Source organism: Mesorhizobium sp. CA14 (assembly GCF_020165195.1).
Lineage (GTDB): Bacteria > Pseudomonadota > Alphaproteobacteria > Rhizobiales > Rhizobiaceae > Mesorhizobium.
In genome coordinates this window covers 1-16,490 of the sequence record NZ_JAIUHR010000013.1, presented here as the reverse complement: position 1 = coordinate 16,490, position 16,490 = coordinate 1, and the positions used below count along the sequence as shown (strand labels likewise).

At 65.0% G+C, this 16,490-nt stretch carries 16 protein-coding genes; 9 read left to right on the top strand and 7 right to left on the bottom strand.

What is annotated here, in order from left to right:
• The 3 genes from LB565_RS15645 to LB565_RS15635 form a co-directional block, all read right to left on the bottom strand.
• Complete coding sequence (locus LB565_RS15645) at positions 1 to 1,548, bottom strand: mannitol dehydrogenase family protein (RefSeq protein WP_224585492.1); 1,548 nt, start codon at positions 1,546 to 1,548, stop codon at positions 1 to 3.
• Entirely contained in the window at positions 1,524 to 2,306 is a 783-nt protein-coding gene (locus tag LB565_RS15640; RefSeq protein ID WP_224585490.1) for an SDR family oxidoreductase, read from the bottom strand. The genes LB565_RS15645 and LB565_RS15640 overlap by 25 nt, the downstream gene beginning before the upstream one ends.
• 196 nt (positions 2,307 to 2,502) lie before the next feature.
• Entirely contained in the window at positions 2,503 to 3,390 is an 888-nt protein-coding gene (locus LB565_RS15635; RefSeq protein ID WP_224585488.1) for a MurR/RpiR family transcriptional regulator, read from the bottom strand.
• A 410-nt stretch (positions 3,391 to 3,800) separates the two neighbouring features.
• Here LB565_RS15635 and LB565_RS15630 point away from each other — a divergent pair, with 410 nt between their 5' ends.
• Positions 3,801 to 4,985, top strand: coding sequence for a Gfo/Idh/MocA family protein (locus tag LB565_RS15630; protein WP_224585486.1), 1,185 nt, complete (start codon positions 3,801 to 3,803; stop codon positions 4,983 to 4,985).
• A gap of 30 nt (positions 4,986 to 5,015) precedes the next feature.
• On the opposite strand, the gene LB565_RS15625 is transcribed toward LB565_RS15630, so the two are convergent.
• A complete protein-coding gene (locus tag LB565_RS15625) occupies positions 5,016 to 5,759 on the bottom strand; it encodes a TetR/AcrR family transcriptional regulator (RefSeq protein ID WP_224585484.1) in 744 nt (247 codons plus the stop codon).
• Between the two features lie 93 nt (positions 5,760 to 5,852).
• On the opposite strand from LB565_RS15625, the gene LB565_RS15620 reads away from it, so the two are divergent.
• Entirely contained in the window at positions 5,853 to 6,509 is a 657-nt protein-coding gene (locus LB565_RS15620; protein WP_224585675.1) for a class I SAM-dependent methyltransferase, read from the top strand.
• A gap of 21 nt (positions 6,510 to 6,530) precedes the next feature.
• Here LB565_RS15620 and LB565_RS15615 read toward each other — a convergent pair whose 3' ends face one another.
• Genes LB565_RS15615 through LB565_RS15605 form a run of 3 tightly spaced genes read right to left on the bottom strand, consistent with a single transcriptional unit; the run spans position 6,531 to position 9,608 of the window.
• A complete protein-coding gene (locus LB565_RS15615; protein WP_224585482.1) occupies positions 6,531 to 7,391 on the bottom strand; it encodes a carbohydrate ABC transporter permease in 861 nt (286 codons plus the stop codon).
• Positions 7,388 to 8,278 carry a carbohydrate ABC transporter permease gene (locus LB565_RS15610; RefSeq protein WP_224585481.1) on the bottom strand — a complete coding sequence of 297 codons (891 nt, stop codon included), beginning with the start codon at positions 8,276 to 8,278 and terminating at the stop codon, positions 7,388 to 7,390. The genes LB565_RS15615 and LB565_RS15610 overlap by 4 nt, the downstream gene beginning before the upstream one ends.
• 37 nt (positions 8,279 to 8,315) lie before the next feature.
• Positions 8,316 to 9,608 carry an ABC transporter substrate-binding protein gene (locus LB565_RS15605; RefSeq protein ID WP_224585478.1) on the bottom strand — a complete coding sequence of 431 codons (1,293 nt, stop codon included), beginning with the start codon at positions 9,606 to 9,608 and terminating at the stop codon, positions 8,316 to 8,318.
• A 333-nt stretch (positions 9,609 to 9,941) separates the two neighbouring features.
• On the opposite strand from LB565_RS15605, the gene LB565_RS15600 reads away from it, so the two are divergent.
• From LB565_RS15600 to LB565_RS15570, 7 genes are all read left to right on the top strand, one after another.
• The gene (locus tag LB565_RS15600) at positions 9,942 to 11,213 is read left to right on the top strand and encodes an extracellular solute-binding protein (RefSeq protein WP_224585476.1); all 1,272 of its coding nucleotides are present in this window, start codon (positions 9,942 to 9,944) and stop codon (positions 11,211 to 11,213) included.
• A 118-nt stretch (positions 11,214 to 11,331) separates the two neighbouring features.
• Positions 11,332 to 12,264 (top strand): carbohydrate ABC transporter permease, encoded by a 933-nt coding sequence (locus LB565_RS15595; RefSeq protein ID WP_224585473.1) that lies wholly within the window; start codon positions 11,332 to 11,334, stop codon positions 12,262 to 12,264.
• Positions 12,261 to 13,118: a carbohydrate ABC transporter permease gene (locus tag LB565_RS15590; protein WP_224585471.1), complete on the top strand. Its 858-nt coding sequence runs from the start codon at positions 12,261 to 12,263 to the stop codon at positions 13,116 to 13,118. Before LB565_RS15595 ends, LB565_RS15590 begins: the two co-directional genes overlap by 4 nt.
• Entirely contained in the window at positions 13,115 to 13,855 is a 741-nt protein-coding gene (locus tag LB565_RS15585) for a PIG-L deacetylase family protein (protein WP_224585469.1), read from the top strand. The genes LB565_RS15590 and LB565_RS15585 overlap by 4 nt, the downstream gene beginning before the upstream one ends.
• Entirely contained in the window at positions 13,852 to 14,724 is an 873-nt protein-coding gene (locus LB565_RS15580) for an ROK family protein (protein ID WP_224585467.1), read from the top strand. Before LB565_RS15585 ends, LB565_RS15580 begins: the two co-directional genes overlap by 4 nt.
• Complete coding sequence (locus tag LB565_RS15575) at positions 14,721 to 15,488, top strand: GntR family transcriptional regulator (RefSeq protein WP_224585465.1); 768 nt, start codon at positions 14,721 to 14,723, stop codon at positions 15,486 to 15,488. The genes LB565_RS15580 and LB565_RS15575 overlap by 4 nt, the downstream gene beginning before the upstream one ends.
• 22 nt (positions 15,489 to 15,510) lie before the next feature.
• Positions 15,511 to 16,302: a sugar isomerase domain-containing protein gene (locus tag LB565_RS15570; RefSeq protein ID WP_224585464.1), complete on the top strand. Its 792-nt coding sequence runs from the start codon at positions 15,511 to 15,513 to the stop codon at positions 16,300 to 16,302.
• Positions 16,303 to 16,490 lie beyond the last annotated feature (188 nt).

Genomic DNA, 16,490 nt, shown 5'->3' with positions numbered 1-16,490 from the left:
CTATGCAGATCGCGCCGGCTGCTTCAACCGCGCATCGGTTGGCCCAGCGCAGACCTGTCCGACAAAGCCCATCGGATCGTTCGAGAGCAAACCATCGAGCCCGGCGATGATATGCGCCCGGAATGTCGCGTTGGCGGCCAAGGACGGGTCGAAGACAGCGTCGATGGCGAGGATCGAATCGACGAGCGCTTTGTTGTCCGCACCGATGCGGTCGGCAATGGCGGCGATCCTGTCGGCAAACGGATCTGACACCTGCCAGGCGCGGCCGAAGCGGGCGGAAGCCTTGATCAGGTAAGCCATCCAGCCGGCGACCGGCACCGAGAGGAGCGCAACGCCCTCGCCCTTCGCCAGCCGGTCGCGGATCGGGTTGAGCAGGCGCTGCACGATCTTCTGCGAGCCGTCGGTGGCGATCTGGTGGTTGCGGTGGCGGATTGCCGTGTTGGTGAGGCGCGACAGGCTCTGCTCGACATAGGCCGCCGGCCGAACGCCGGGCACGGGCGTCAGCGTCGGCACCACTTCCTCGGTCAGCATGCGCCGAGCGAAACGGGCCAGAACCGGGTCGGCGATGGTCTCGAACGTGTGTTCGAAGCCGCCCAAAACCCCGAGATAGCTGAGCGTCGTCTGGGCACCGTTCAGCACCCGCATCTTGAGATGCTCGAATGGCGTGACATTGTCGACGAAGGTTGCGCCGACAAGGTCCCAGCGGGGCACGCGGCCGGCGAAGCGATTTTCGATCACCCATTGGCGGAAGCGCTCGCCCACCACCACGGCGCCGTCGCGGTAGCCGAAGCGCTGCTCAACGGTGTCGATATCGGCCTCGGTCGTCGCCGGCGCGATGCGGTCGACCATGGCCGAGGGGAAGGCGACATTGGCTTCGATCCAGTCCGCCAGCCGCCGGCCGCGCCGTTTGGCAAATGTCCGCACGACAGTGCCGAGGATGATGCCGTTGGTCGGGATGTTATCGCAGGACAACAGTGTCACCGGCCTGGCATGCGTGGCCATGCGCAGTTCCAGCGCGCGCGCCAGGATACCGGGCACGCTGCGCGGCGTCTCAGGATTGGCGAGGTCGTGGACGATATCGGGGTGGTCGAGGTCGAGCGCGCCACTCGAGGGGATGTGGCAATAGCCTTTCTCGGTCACAGTCATGGTGACCATCTCGATGTCGGGCGAGGCGAGCACGTCCAGCGCCGGCGCCGCACTGTCCTGGCTGTCGACGACGCGAACGATGCTGCCGATGACGCGCGCTTCGACTTCGTCGTTCTGGCGGATCAGCCGTGTGTAGAGGCCGCTCTGCCGGCCGAGCGTGCCGGCCAGCAGAGGAGGGCGGATATTGATGCCGACCAGTCCCCAGCGGTCGAAATCCTTCGCCAGGAGGTCGTCGGTGTATTCGGCCTGGTGGCAGCGGTGGAAGGCGCCGACGCCGATATGGGCGATGCTCGGCTTCAGCGCGGCGCGATCGTAAGCCGGCGTGCGGACCTCGGGCGGCAGTCGACCGAGCAGGGCAGGGCTGAGGTTCTCGGGGCTCACCGATTGGCTCCGATCACCCATTGCTCCTGGTCGATTAGCGCCCCGGTCATCGGACCTGCCGCGTCGGAAAGCAGGAAGACGGCAAGATTGGCTATGTCGGTCACGGAGAAAAGCCGGCCGAAGGGCTGCGTCGCATTGGCCGCATCCAGCCAGCCCGGGCCATGGCCGAGCGTCTCGGCCTGCATGATCCGTTCGGCCGGCGTATCGGTCCAGCCGACATTGATGCCGTTCACGCGGATGCGGTCGAAGCGATGGGCATTGGCGGCGTTCTTGGTCAGCGTCGCCAGCGCACCCTTGGTGGCGGAATAGACTGCGAGTTCCGGCGAGCCGCAATGCGCGTTGATCGACAGGATGTTGACGATCGAGCCGCCCTGTCCGCGTCTCTTCATATCGGCGATTGCCGCCTGTATCAGGAAGAAGGGCGCGCGGGCGTTGACGGCAAACAGCGACGCCCAGTCGTCGAGCGTGGCATCGACGAAGGAAGCGCGATCGGTCAGACCGGCGGCGTTGACCAGCCCGTCGATGCGACCGAAGTGGTCGATGCAGGCTTGCGCCAGCCGCGCCGGGGCCTCGGGGTCGCCGAGATCGGCAGCAGCGAAGGCGGCGGGAGTGCCCATGGCCGCGAGTTCGGCGGTGACCGCGTCGCCGCGCTTCTGGTCCCGGCCAGTGATCAGCAGTCCGGCGGTGCCGGAACGTGCAAGAGTCTCGGCGATCGCGCGGCCGATGCCTTGCGTTGCGCCGGTGACCAGCACCACCTTGCCGTCGAGACGAACCTCCATTCCTCCTCCCGGAACAAAGTTTCCATTTTTCCAAATATGGAATGATAGTTCTCTTTAGTCAATCGTGCTAAAGCGGTTCACCGTTTTCATGCAACCGGTGAACCGCCCTGTCTCCTTGTCTTTCGCAATTCCGGACGGAAGGTTACGGCGAAGACGCCGAACTTAACCGCTCACACTTTTCCTGGAGTTGCTCTTGTCAGCCTGTCCGCTGCGCGACGACGCCGTGGACCAACGCCATGCCAACCGCGAGCGAGGCGGCGAGCGAGCGGAAACCGCCAAAGTCCTGCTCGACCACTTCAAGCCAGGTGTCGGAGAGTTTTGCCAGCGGCGAGAAGGTGCTGTCGGTGATGGTGAGAATGCGCGCCTTGCGCTCATGCGCCACGGCGACGAGATCGGGCGTGATCGAGTTGTAGGGGCTGAAGGAGACGGCCAGCACCGCGTCGCGCGGCGAGATGCAGCCGACCTGGTCGAGCGCGGTCGAGCCGACATTGTCGACCAGCACGTTGCGCACGCCCTGCTGCGACAGCGTCAGCGACAGATAGGTGGTGACGGGGAAGGCGCGTTTGCTGCCGATGACATAGATCAGTTCGGCCGCTGCCAGATGATCGACCATCGTCTCGAAGGCAGCGATATCGAAATCATTGCCGATGCGGCCGAGCGAGGCTTGGCAGGCACCGACCATGCCGTTGAGGAAATGCAGGTTGGCGTTCGGCTCCTCGGCCTTGTCCGGGCTGCCTTGCGTATCCGGCCAGGATCCCTTCATGCGGTCCTTGAACAGGAGCTGGAAATCGGAAAAGCCGGAATAGCCGAAGATCTGCGCGAAGCGCACCAGGGTCGAAGGCTGCACGCCGGCTTGGTCCGCCACCTGCGCGATCGTGCCAAGCGCCACCTCGCTCGGATGCTGCCAGAGAAAGATCGCCACCTGGCGAAGACGTTTCGGGAAATGCACGGTCCCCGACGCAAGCACCGCCCGCAATTCCTCGTAGGTTTGCGGCTTGGTGTAGCCAAGCGCCGCCAGCGAACGGCCTTGTTTGCGGGGAGCGCTGTCGCCGGCCTGGCCGGGTGAGGTTCGCACGCCGCTCATGTGGCGGCGGCCCGGGTTTGAGCTATCACACCGGAGGACCACCAATTGTCGATGTCGGCGCCGCCCCTCACCTGCCTGCCGGCATCCTCTCCCCGTATAGTGACGGGGAGAGGGGCGCTGTCATCGATGGTTTCGCCAATCGCCAGCGTTGCAGGAAACGAGCCGGCGCCGCGCCCAGTCCCCTTCTCCCCGTCACTATACGGGGAGAAGGTGCGGGTAGGTGGATGAGGGGCGGCGCTAGCGCACGGAAAATCGCGCAAACTCATCGAACCCTCCTTCGACCGGTCCGCGCAAACCTAGTGCGGCACGATCGTTTTACAAAACAAAATCTGGAAAAACTGTTCGAAACTGGTGGGAAGCCCCGTATAGTCGCGCGCTGCCAACGACAGTTATCCGCGAGGAATCGAAACATGGTCTATGCAACCGCCGATGGTACGTCGCGCCAACGCTTGCGGGTCGGCATGGTCGGAGGCGGCCGTAACGCCTTCATCGGCGCCGTGCATCGGCTGGCCATGCGGCTCGACGACCAGATCGCGCTGGTCGCGGGCGCGTTGTCCTCCGATCCGGAGAACGCAGCCGCCTCCGCCGCGGAGATCGGCATCGCGCCGGAGCGCAGCTATGCCGACTACCGCGCCATGGCGAAGGCCGAAGCGGCGCGGGCCGACGGCATCGAGGCGGTCGTCATCGTCACGCCCAACCATCTGCACGCACCGATCGCCACCGCCTTCCTTGAGGCCGGCATCGACGTCATCTGCGACAAGCCGCTGTCGACGACGCTTGAAGAGGCGCAAGCACTGGTTGCGCTGACCAAAGCGAAGCAGCGCCGCTTCGTCGTCACGCTCAACAACACCGGCTACGCCATGGTGCGCCAGGCGCGCGAGATGGTGGCGGCGGGCGAGCTCGGCCGCATCGTGTCGGTGCATGGCGCCTATATCCAGGACTGGCTGACCAAGCCGATCGACGCCGAGGGTCAGAAGCAGGCGGAATGGCGCACCGATCCGGCGCGTGCCGGACAATCGGCGGTGCTCGCCGATATCGGCGTGCACGCCTTCAACCTGGCAAGCTTCGTCTCCGCCTTCGAGGCCGAGGCGGTCTCGGCCGACCTCTTCACCGCCGTGCCGGGACGGCGGCTTGACGATAACGCGCATGTGCTCGTGCGCTGGACGGGCGGAGCGCGCGGCACGATCCTCGCCAGCCAGACCTCGCCCGGTCACTACAACGACCTTTCGGTACGCATCTATGGCGAGAAGGCCGGGCTCGAGTGGTCGGGCTCGCGGCCGGAGGAACTGCGCTTCTCGCCCTATGGCGAGGAAACCCGCACGCTGGTGCGCGGCGGCCATGGCTCGACGGCGGAAGCCCGGCGCGTCTCGCGCATGCCGGCGGCGCATCCGGAAGGCTATATCGAGGCCTTCGCCAATTTCTACCGCGACGCCGCCGATATCATTCGTGCGCATCGATCGGGCGGTGCGATCGATGTGGCGCGCGCGGCGCAGGTACCCGATGTCGTCGACGGCGCGCGCGGCGTGAAGTTTGTCGCCGCCGCGGTGGAGTCGAATGCGGCGGGAGGGGCTTGGACGACGGCGAGGTTTGGATAAGCGCTACGTCTCTTGCGTCTTTGAGACCGATCAAGCGGTATCGCGGCTTGCATCCGGGCGATCGACCTGCCGGCGCTCGTCGCCGATCAGCTGTGAAAGCCCCTCGAGCGCGAGGCGCCGGAATATGGCGTCTACCTGGGACGGCGACAGTTTCGGCTTTCGCTCGAACCACCAGTTCAGCGTCGTGAGGAAGGCGCCGACGATGAATTGCACGACGAAGTCGCGTGGGACGGCATCGCCGTGGAGGGTAGGGGGCAATTCCTGCCGCACCATTTCCGACAGGATCAGGCGGATTTCGTTCTCCGTCACGGTGCCGCCCCGACCGCCGATCATCGTGCGGTAATGGTCGGCATATCGGGCCGCATGCTCGAACATGGCTGCGCTAAAGCCTAACGGATCATCGTGCGATGCTTCGGCTCCGGCGCTCGCCGCCGACTGCGCCTCCTTGAGCTCCTCCCGAAGCATCTGGAAGCCGCTGCGCAGCAAGTCCTCCTTGCCGGTATAATGCGCATAGAATGTCGAGCGGCCGATGTCGGCTTCGTCGATAATGTCCTGCACCGAAAGGGCCTCGTAGCCCTTGCGCAGCATCAGCGCCAGCAGCGCCTGATGAAGGGCTTTGCGGGTGCGGGCGGCCCTCCGGTCCATTTCCCGAGGCATGGGTTCGCTCCTTTGCTGTCCGCACGGATACGACTTTTCCGGGACAGCGGGCTCGGATTGTCCGGTAACGAACGTTCCCTCCGCTTCTTCCGTCGAAAATCCGAACAAGCTGTCCATTATCATATGAGCTGTTTCGAAACTGCGCCAGCCGCGGTCGCTATGCCGGTGTTGGCCTGGACCTTGCGCTGCTGAAGAAAGGACGTGACGAATATGCACCATATGCGAAGCGAGGCACACGCCGGGGCCGCAATCGGCCCCGAGGCCAACAGGGGCATCGGCTTTCCGCGCCTCTATGATCTGCTGGTGCTCATATTGACCCGTGGACGCGACAGGGCCTATCGCGAGGCGCTGCTCGATCTGGCCGGCCTGGCGCCGGGCTTCCACTTGCTGGACGTCGGATGCGGCACCGGCACCCAGGCGATTTCGGCCTGGCGCCGCGTGCAGCCCGGTGGATCGGTGGTTGGGGTCGACGTCTCCGAAAAGATGCTTGCCGCCGCGCGCCACAAGGCGAGCCGGGCCGGCCTCGATATCCCATTTCATCATGCTGATGCGGCCGAGCTGCCGTTCGAGGAAGGTCGCTTCGATGTCGTCACTTTCACGACGGTGCTGCACATGGTGCCGGAGGCAAGGCGCGGCTTTTGCCTGCGCGAGGCCGCACGTGTTCTGCCCCCTGGTGGACGGCTGCTGCTGATCGACTATGCCGGCCCCGTCAGCGAGCGCAGACACATGTCGGCAAAGCACGGCCTACATGGCCAATTCGACCTGCACCGCTTCCGCGAACCGCTGGCGGCAGCCGGATTCGAGCGCATAGAAGGCGGCCCGCTCAACTGGCTCGGCCTGCACTACTTGCGGGGCATCAAATCATGAAGATAGCGGTCGTGCTGATGGTTACCCCTTGATCGCGGACCCCACGATCGAATCGACGAAGAAGCGCTGCAGAAAGACGAAGAGCACCAGCGGCGGCAGCACGGCGAGCGTGGCGCCGGCCATCACCAGGCCGGTGTTGACGGCGCCGCGGTTGTAGCTGAGCAGCCGGCTGAGGCTGATGACGATCGGATAGGCGTCGGCATTGCCCTGCAGCACGGTGAGCGGCCAGAGATAGCTGTTCCAGTGATAGACGAAGGCGAAGAGCGCGAGCGCTGCGATCGCGGGCGCGACGCTCGGCGCCACGATCTTGAACAGGATGAGCAGCTCGGAGGCGCCGTCCATGCGGGCGGCGTCGATCAAATCGTCGGGCACGCCGGCTATGAACTGGCGCATCAGGAAGATGCCGAAGGCGTTGGCGAGGTTGGGCACGATGATGCCGGCAAGGCTGGCGCTCAAGCCCATCGAGCCGACCATGCGGTAGAGCGGGATCAGCGTCACGATCGGTGGCAGGAACATGGTGGCGATCAGCAGCGAGAAGAGCAGCGAGCGGCCGGGGAAGGAATATTTGGCGAAGGCGTAGCCGGCCATCATGCTGGTGACCAGGATGCCGGCGGTGGTGACTGTGGCGATGACCAAGGAATTCCACATCGAGCGTCCGACATTGATCACGTCGGCGACCTTGCCGAAGGCCTCCAGCGTCGGCGTATGCGGGAGCCAGACCGGCGGTACCTGCATGGTCTCGGCCGGCGTCTTCAGGCTGGTGAGCACCATCCAGGCCAGCGGGAAGGCGGATGCGACGGCGACCAGAAGCATTGCGGTCGCAAGCAGCGCCTTGCGGCCCGAAGGGCGCTTGCGGGACAGCGATCGGGTTGCCGCGCTCATTCGCTGTCCTTGCGATTGACAAAGGCAAACAGCGCGGAGACGCTGACGATCAGCGACAGCATCAGCATCACCGCCATGGCGGAGCCCAGCCCGCCCTGGGCGCGTTCGATGCCGACGCGGCGGATGTGGTAGGTGAGCACATTGGTCGAGCCCACCGGTCCGCCTTGCGTGATCAGCGCCACCGGCTCGAACACCTGCACCGCGTTAATGATGGCGATGACGGCGCTGAACAGAAGCGTGCGGCGAAGCAAGGGCAGGGAGATGAAGCGGAACTGTTCCCGGCCGTTGGCGCCGTCGAGCGTCGCCGCTTCATAGAGGCTGCCGGGGATCTGCGTCAGTCCGGCGATGGCGAGCACCGTGAAATAGCCGACCTGCTGCCAGACATTGAGGAAGACGATGGAGACCAGCGCCGAGCGTGGCGAGGAGAGCCAGGGCTGGGGGCCGATGCCGATCAGGCCGAGCAGCTGGTTGAGCGGGCCCTCGCTCGGCGCATAGAGTTTCGACCAGACCAGCGCCACCGCGATCATCGGCACCATGTAGGTGGAAAACAGCACCGTGCGCAGCGCCGTGCCGCCGGCGACCTCGCGCTGATAGACCATCAGGCCGAAGACAACCGACAAAGGCAGGATGAGGACGACCGACAGCGCGGTGTAGATCGCGGTGTTGAGCAGGGCCGTCTTGAAGTCGCGACCGACCGAGGTGGGGCCGAAGATCTCGCGGAAATTGCCGAGGCCGGTAAAGCTCGCGTCGGAAAAGGGCGTTTGCGTCGACCAGTCCTGGAAGGACAGCCAGATGGTGAGCAGCATCGGCACGACAACGAACACGCCGATCAAGGTCACGGCGGGCGCAAGCAGGATGCCCGCCGAGGCACGAAAAGCTTTGGCCATTCATCGGACCCAAAACATGCCGGGCTGAAACCCGACTCTATTTCGCCGCGCGCTCCAGGATCGACGTGGCGTCGGCCTGCGCGTTCGCCTGCGCATCCTTGGCCGAGACCTGGCCATACTGCAACGCCTCGAGCGTCTGCTGCAGCGATTCCGAGAATTCCTGGCCGCCGGGCACGACCGGGAAGGGGCGCGCATCGGCAAGCACGGAGACATAGCCGGACAGGAATTCGGAGCTAAGCTTGTCCTTGTGCGCCTCGATATCGGAACTGCGTGACGGCAGGATGCCCATCGACATCAGGATATCGGACATGGCCGAGGCGCCGCTTTTGCCCGACTTCGGGCTGTTCAGCCAGGCGAGGAACTCCCAGGCTGCCTTCTGCTCGGCTTCGCCAGCCTTGGCGTTGACGACGGTCATCCAGGAATAGGAGATCGAATGCGGCTTGTCGCCGCTCGGGCCGACGGGGATCGGCGCTGTGGCGACGTTGGCGAACTTGTCGCCCATGCCGGTCTTGAGCGCGCTTTCCCACCAGTTGGCCATGATGATCATGCCGGTCTTGCCGGACACGAAATTGTCGAGGAACGGACCGGTTGTGTTGGCGTCTGCCGTCGCCATCGCCGGATTGCTCGCGCCGGATTTTATCAAGTCTTCATAGAGCGCGAAGGTTTCGCCGGCCTGGGGACTGTCCAGCGCCGGCTTGCCATCCTTGACCAGGTTGCCACCATTGGAGACGAGCAGCGAGGCGAAAGGATGGACCACCCCCGCCGCCCATGAATTGATCATGCCGAAGCCCTGTTGCCCCTTGTCCTTATTGGTCAGCTTCGCGGCGGCATCCTTGAATTCGGCCCAGGTTTTTGGAGGCGCGGCGATGCCCGCTTCCTTGAACAGTTCCTTGTTGTAGTTGAGCGCGTAGACGTCGATCTCGTTCGGAATGCCGTAGAGCGTCCCGCCAACCGAGGCGGCGCTGACGACGCCCGCCGGCCAGGCGCTTTTCACCTCGGCTGCCACCGCGTCGGGAGCAGGGGCGACGAGCTTGTCCCGCGCCAGTTCCGGCAGCCACAGATCGTAGATGCCGCCGATCGTCGGACCGTCGGAGGAGCCGCCCTGCGAGCGCAGCGTGGTCAAGAGGTCGCCGAACGGAACCGCGCGCACGGAGATGGCGACATCCGGGTGCTCCTTGGAAAAATCCTTGGCCGCCGTTTCGAGCAGGGCCACCGTGTCCGGCGACCAATGCGTCAGATAGGAGATGTTCACCGATTGCGCCCAGCCGGTCGCGGGCAGCGCAACGAGGCCCGCGGCGAGAGCCAGTTTCGAGATCCAAGCAAGCGACATCGGCATCCTCCACTTCACCGTATGAGAGCAGCTGACGTTATGACAAGTTTGAGCAAAGGCGCAAGTCCTCTCGCACATGGACGTGCGGATCATGTTTGCAGATGAAAAACTCAATGATGTCAATCCAGGCATATAACGTAAGTAAATCAGCAAGATGAGATGCGGCTTCCTAGCCGATCTCCGATCGATCAGTAGCCGTCAACCTCCTTGCGGCTCTTGCGGACAGCATCATGTCGTTATAATGACTTTGCGGAAAAGCAGACGAGTGCCGACGAGCGCCTTCGTGCCGCTGCCGCGCTGAACCTCAAAACCGAAACAATGGGAGAACTGGCAATGAGCATGCTTTCCATAAACCGGCGCGCCGCGCTCGGTCTGATCGGCGGCCTTGCCGCCGCCTGCGCCGGCATCATCTCGACGCTGCCAGCCCGCGCCGATTCGACGGTGACGCTATGGAGCTGGCGCACCGAGGACGAGGCCGCGATGCACCGCATCTTCGAGGCGTTCGAGAAGAAGAACCCCGATATCAAGATCGACATCCAGTTCACGCCCGACGCCGATTACCAGAACCGCCTGAGCACGGCGCTGCGCGGCGGCCGCGGACCCGATATCGCGCAGCTCAAGGCCTATGGCGAATTGCAGCCTTTCATCGAGGGCGGCTATCTCGACGCGCTCGACGACAGCGTGGCGGAACTGAAGAACATGCCGGACGCAGCCCTTGGCGGCGCGCGCGGCCGCGCCGACGGCAAGCTCTACGGCGTGCCCTATTCGGTGCCGATGATGGGCGTCTTCTACAATGAGGAGATCTTTGCCGCGCAAGGGATCGAAATCCCGAAGACCTACAAGGACTTCGTCGCCGCGTGCGAGAAGCTTAAGGCGGCCGGCATCACGCCGATCGCCAATGGCGGTGCCAACGGCTCGGCCTGGGAGCTGGAGATCGGCGTCGGCGTCATCGGGCCGACGCTCTACGGCCCGGGCTTCTATGACGAGATGATGAGCGGCAAGGCGAGCTTCGAGGACCCGCGCTATGTCGCGGCGCTGAAGCGCTTCGCCGAGCTGAAGCCCTATTATTCCGACGGCTTTGCCGGCATCGACTACACGACCGCGACGCAGCAGTTCATCAGCGGCAAGGCGGCGATGTTCTTCGGCGGCTCGTTCGAGAATGGCAGCTTCAAATCGCAGAACCCGAAGCTGAAATTCTCGATCTTCCCGTTCCCCGCCGACGACGCCTCGACCAAGCTCTACACCTCGGCCTTCTCGGATGGCTCCTATGGCCTCGTCTCGGAAAGCCAGAACAAGGAAGCGGCGACCAAGGTGCTGAACTACACGGCCTCGGCCGAATTCGCCCAGGCCTTCGCCGATGAGCTCGGCTGGCCGCCGGCCCGCACCGACGTCACCGTGAAAGATCCGGTGCTTTCCAAGATGATGGAGATGGCGAAAAATTCGACGCCCTATCTGACGCTGGTCGGCTTCCGCTGGCAGGCGCCGACAGCGTCGTCGGTGCTGCAGTCCGAGATCATCGACATGGTCGAAGGCAATGTCGCGCCGGAGAAGCTGGCGGCCGACATGCAGGCCGCCGTCGCCACTTGGTTCAAGCCCAAGCAGTAAGGAGCGCCGCCGGCCGCATTGTCAGAGAGACGGGGCATGATGTCGTCCGAAAACCGCTTCATACTTTTCGGCATCATGCCCCAGTCGGCCGGGGCCCTTCCTCGATAGAACGCAGCGTATGATCAAGCTCCGCCGCACGACCAGCCTCCAGCGCACGCAGCAGCGCATGACCGTGCTGTTCATCCTGCCGGCTTTGGCCATCTATGGGCTGTTCGTGCTCTATCCGCTGCTCATGTCACTGTGGGGCAGCTTTTTCAGCTGGAAGGGGCTGCGCATGCAGGAGTTCGCCGGGCTCGCGAACTTCTCGCGTCTGTTCGTGTTCCCGAGCGGCGCGCGACTCTACGGGGCGCTCTGGCACAACATCGCCTGGTTCTTCGGCATCATGGCGTTGCAGAACGGGCTCGGCCTGCTGTTCGCCTGGCTGCTTTTCCTGCGCAACAGGGGCGCTGCCTTCTTCCAGTCGGTGTTCTTCTTCCCCGCGGTGCTCAGCCCCGTCATCGTCGGCGCGCTGTGGCGGCTGCTCCTGGCGCCCGGCGGCATCGTCGAGTGGGCGCTGAACGGGCTTGGCCTGCACCAGGGCAGCCTTACCGTGCTCGGCAACAGCCACACCGCGCTTGGCATGCTGATCGCCGTCGATGCCTGGAACTGGATGGGACTGCCGGTGCTGATCTATACGGCGGGCTTGAGGCAAATCTCGCCGCAGGTGTTCGAGGCGGCTAAGCTCGACGGCGCCGGCAATTCGCGCATGATGTTCTCCGTCGCGCTGCCGCTGCTGATGCCGGCGCTCGGCACGCTGACGACGCTCTCCTTCATCAACACCTTCAACCAGTTCGACATCGTCTATGTGATGCAAGGCGTGCAGGGCAATCCGAGCTATTCGACCGACACGCTGGTGACCTATTTCTATCGGTTCGCCTTCGGCGCCGAAGGCGCCGTCGGCATCACCGATATCGGGCTGGCGCTGGCACTCGGCACGATGCTGTTCCTGATCCTCAGCATCGGTACGCTGTTGATGCTGCGCTTCTTCGACAAGCGGACGGTCGAGCTATGAGCGCGCCGTCTCTTCAGCAACAACTGGCCATCCCGCAGAGGCTGGCGAGATTGCCCGGCTGGACCATCCTGCTCGTCTGGACGGCGGCGGTGCTTTTGCCGCTCTATATCCTCGTCGTCTCCTGCTTCAAGACGACGGCGGAGATCTATGACAACCGGCTCGGCCTGCCGCAAAGCTTCGCCTTCGACAATTTCGTCCGCGCCTGGACGCGCGCCGATCTCGGCCACAATTTCATCAACAGCCTGATCGTCACCGGCGGCGCCGTGGTCCTCACCATCGTCGTCTCGGCGATGGCCGCCTATCCGCTCAGCCGCTACAGGCTCGGCTGGAACGGCATCATGCTCGGCCTTTTCCTGTCCGGCATCATGCTGCCGATCCGGCTGGCTTCGGTCGAGCTGTTCACGCTGATGCGCAGCCTCGGCCTGCTCGATTCGCTCACCGGGCTGATCCTCGTCTATTCGGCGATCCGCATCCCCTTCGCGGTCTTCATTTTCGCCAACTTCATGCGCGTCCTGCCCTCCGAGCTCGACGAGGCGGCGCGCATGGACGGCGCCGGCGAGGCGCGGATCCTGTTCCAGATCGTCCTGCCGATGGTGAAGCCGGCGGTGTCGATCGTCGCCATCTTCACGGCAATTGCGGTGTGGAATGATTTCTTCTTCCCGCTGATCTTCATCTTCGATGACCGCTACAAGACCGTGCCGCTGGCAATCAGCGTGTTCGTCGGACAATTCCGCACCGATTGGGGCCTGGTGTTCGCGTCACTGGCGATCTCCATGGCGCCGATCCTGATCATGTATTGTTTGCTGGCGCGCCAGATTCGCGAGGGCGTCGGCGCCGGGGGAGGCATGAAATGATCGAGGACAAGGTCTATGCCGCGCGCTCGATCCTGGTCGTCGGGGCGCATGCTTTCGATGCCGAGGTCATTGCCGGGCCTCTTGCGGCGGCTGCTGTCAAGGGCGGCGCCGAGGTCACCTTCCTGCATCTGTCGATGGGTGAGCAGGGCCATCCCTGCTTGATCCCGGAGCACTATTCGGCGCAGAAGGAAGATGAGGCGGCAAAGGCCGCCGCGCGGCTGGGTGTCGACATGCGCAACATGAAGCTGCGCGACGCCTTCCTGCCCAACGACAACGCGACCGCCCTGCAAGTCTGCGACGTCATTCGCGACGTGCGGCCGGAGGTCGTCATCACGCATTGGCACGGCAGCTGGCACAAGGACCATCGCGCGGCGGCGCATCTCAGCCAGACCGGCATCTTCTTTGCCGCGCTGCCGACGCTGAAGCGTGCCCGTCCCGCGCATACGCCGCAGCTCCTGCTCTTCGGCGAGAACTGGGAGGATGACGAGGGTTTTCGCCCCGAGCATCTCATCGATGTCAGCGCCGGCTTCGATGCCTGGCACGAGGCCGTGATGGAGTATGAGTTGGCGCGGGGCTTAAGCAGCTTTCCCTATGTCGACTATTACAGCGCGCTCTACCGGCTGCGCGGCTGCCTGCGCGGCACGCGCCATGCGCAGGCCTTCGCGGCGGCCTCGCATTCCTGGAATGCCGGTAGCGGCTTGTTCGCGCCGCCCGCTGACCGGAGCCGCGAGACATGACACGGGTTCTTGCCATCGATCTCGGCGGCACCAATCTGCGCGCCGCCGTCAACACGGGCGATATCGGCGCCCTTGCGCCGCAAGTCCGCGAGCCGGCGCCGGGCAGTCTCGACGCGTTCGAAACGCGTATCCGCGCGCTTGCGGCCGCGGGCGAGGCCGAAGCGCTCGGGCTTGCTGTCCCGGGCCTTATCGAAGGGTCGGTCTGCCGCTGGATCCCGAACCTGCCCTGGCTCGACGGCATCGATATTGCGACGCTGTTTCCCGACCTTCGCGTGGCGGTCGGCAATGACGCGCAGATCGCGTTGCTTGCGGAAGCGGCGCAAGGCGCGGCCGAGGGCGTCTCCGACGCGATCCTGCTTGCCATCGGCACCGGCATCGGTTCGGCGGTGCTCGCCAATGGCCGCATTGTTGCCGGCGCGCATGGCGGCGCCTGCTCCTTCGGCTGGGCCAGCGCCGACATCAAGGACCACGGCGAGGATCGCAGCGGCTGGCTGGAACGTGTCGCCTCCGGCCGTGCGCTGGACGCCCTCGCCGCACAGATCGGACTGGCTGACAGCCGTCAGCTGATCACCGCCGCCAAGGCAGGCCAGCTTGCCGCGCAGACCCTGCTCGAGGTGCCAGCGCGCCAGCTCGGCACGGCGCTCGCCGGCGCCGTGGGATTGCTCGATCCAGGCGTCGTCCTGATCTCGGGCGGCCTGGCGGATGCGCTGGATGTGATCGCGCCGCCTTTGCTTGCGGCGCTGCGGCGTCAATTGCCGCCGCATCTGCGCGGCATCGAACTTAGGCCTGGAAAATTCGGCTCTCGCGCCGGCCTGGTCGGTGCCGCGCTTGCCGGACAGGCGGGAAGCGGGTGGAGGCAGATCCGATGAGCGAAGCGAGCTTTCAGCAGCCGGACCGCAGGCGGCCTGAGCCGCTCTGGTACCAGGTCGAGGAGGCGATCCGCGCCATCGTCAAGAGCGGCGAGTGGGCGACCGGCGACCAGATCCCGGCCGAGGACCGGCTCTGCGCCTTGTTCGGCGTCAGCCGCATCACGCTGCGCCACGCGCTGCGCAATCTGGAGGAAAGCGGTCTGCTCAGGCGCGAGCACGGAAGGGGCACTTTCGTGCGCTCGGCGACGCTGGTCGCCGGCACGCGAGAGCTCACCTCCTTCACCCAGGAGATGGGCAATATCGGCGTGGTCGCCGGCTCGCGCCTGCTCGACTGCAGCCTGACCACGGCGAATGCGGCGGCGGCCGGCGCACTGGAGATCGAGGAGGGCGATCCTATCGTGCGGATCCGGCGGTTGAGGCTGGGCAACAACGAGCCGATCGGCATCCAGACGGCGCAACTGGCCGCCGCGCGCGTGCCGGGCTTCCTCGACGCCGGCCTGCTCAAGGGCTCGCTCTACGAGGCGCTGGAGCGCCAGTACGGCATCGTGCCGGTCGAGGCGCGCGAGAACTACCGCGTCGGCGCCGTCAGCGCGACGGACGCCGAGTTGCTCGACCTGCCCGCGGGCAGTCCCGCCTTCGTCGTCGAGCGCATCACCATCGACGAGCGCAGCCCGTTCGAATTCACCGTCTCCGTCATGCGCGGCGACCGCTACGAGATACGCTCGACGCTGCGCGCCGGCCGCCTCCCGAACACCAGAAGCTGACACGATCAACAGGAGTACCGAAGTGTCCGATCTCTACATCCCCCGTCTCGTCGCCCTCATCGAACAGGCATCGAAGGCCAATGAAGAAGCCTTCGGCCAGGCGGCGAGCCGCTTCGCCGACACGCTGCAAAATGGCGGGCTGGTCCATCTCTACGGCTCGGGCCATTCGGTGCTGCCGGCGCAGGAGATGTTCCCGCGCTACGGTAGCTTCGTCGGCTTCAACCCGCTCACCGACCCGCGCGTGATGTGGCACAACGTGCTCGGAGCCGGCGGCGTGCGCGAGCTTTTGTGGCTGGAGCGAACCGAGAAATATGCCGAGAAATTCTTGGACCATCAGCCGCTGAACGAGGGCGATTCCATCATCATCTTCGGCCATAGCGGCCGCAATTCGTCGGGCATCGATACCGCGCTCTATGCCAAGAAGCGCGGCATCTTCGTGGTCGCCGTCACCAGCAAGAACAATCTCGACAAGCCCGCCACGCATTCCTCGGGCAAGCGGTTGGCGGACGCGGCCGACCTCGTCATCGACACCTGCTCGCCGATCGAGGACGCGGTGGTGCCGATCGAAGGCTGGAGCCGCCCGGTGGCGGGTTCCTCGACGGTGCTGGCGATGATCATGGCGCATGAATTGCTCGCGCGCACCGCCGAGCAATTGTCGAAGCGCGGCATCGAGCTGCCGGTCTTCGCCTCGCCGACGATTGCGGGCGTCACGCTGCACGACACCGACGTCATCTACGGCGTCTACCGCGAGCGCATGATCGAGGCGCAGAAGAAGCACCTGCCCACCTTCCAGGCGACCATGCGCGGGGAATGATGGCAGCGCATGGGAGGCGCGTTCGGCGCGCCTCCCGCAAGGCTGTCAACGCCGGCGCCGCCTGGTTGCGGAATGCTTGGGCGGCGCGTCATTCTCGTCGGGATTGGGGATAGGCTCCTCGTCGGGCAGCCGGTCCGGATCCGGCTCGCGCACCGGCTTCGGCTCCGGGATCGGCGGCGGGGTGGGCA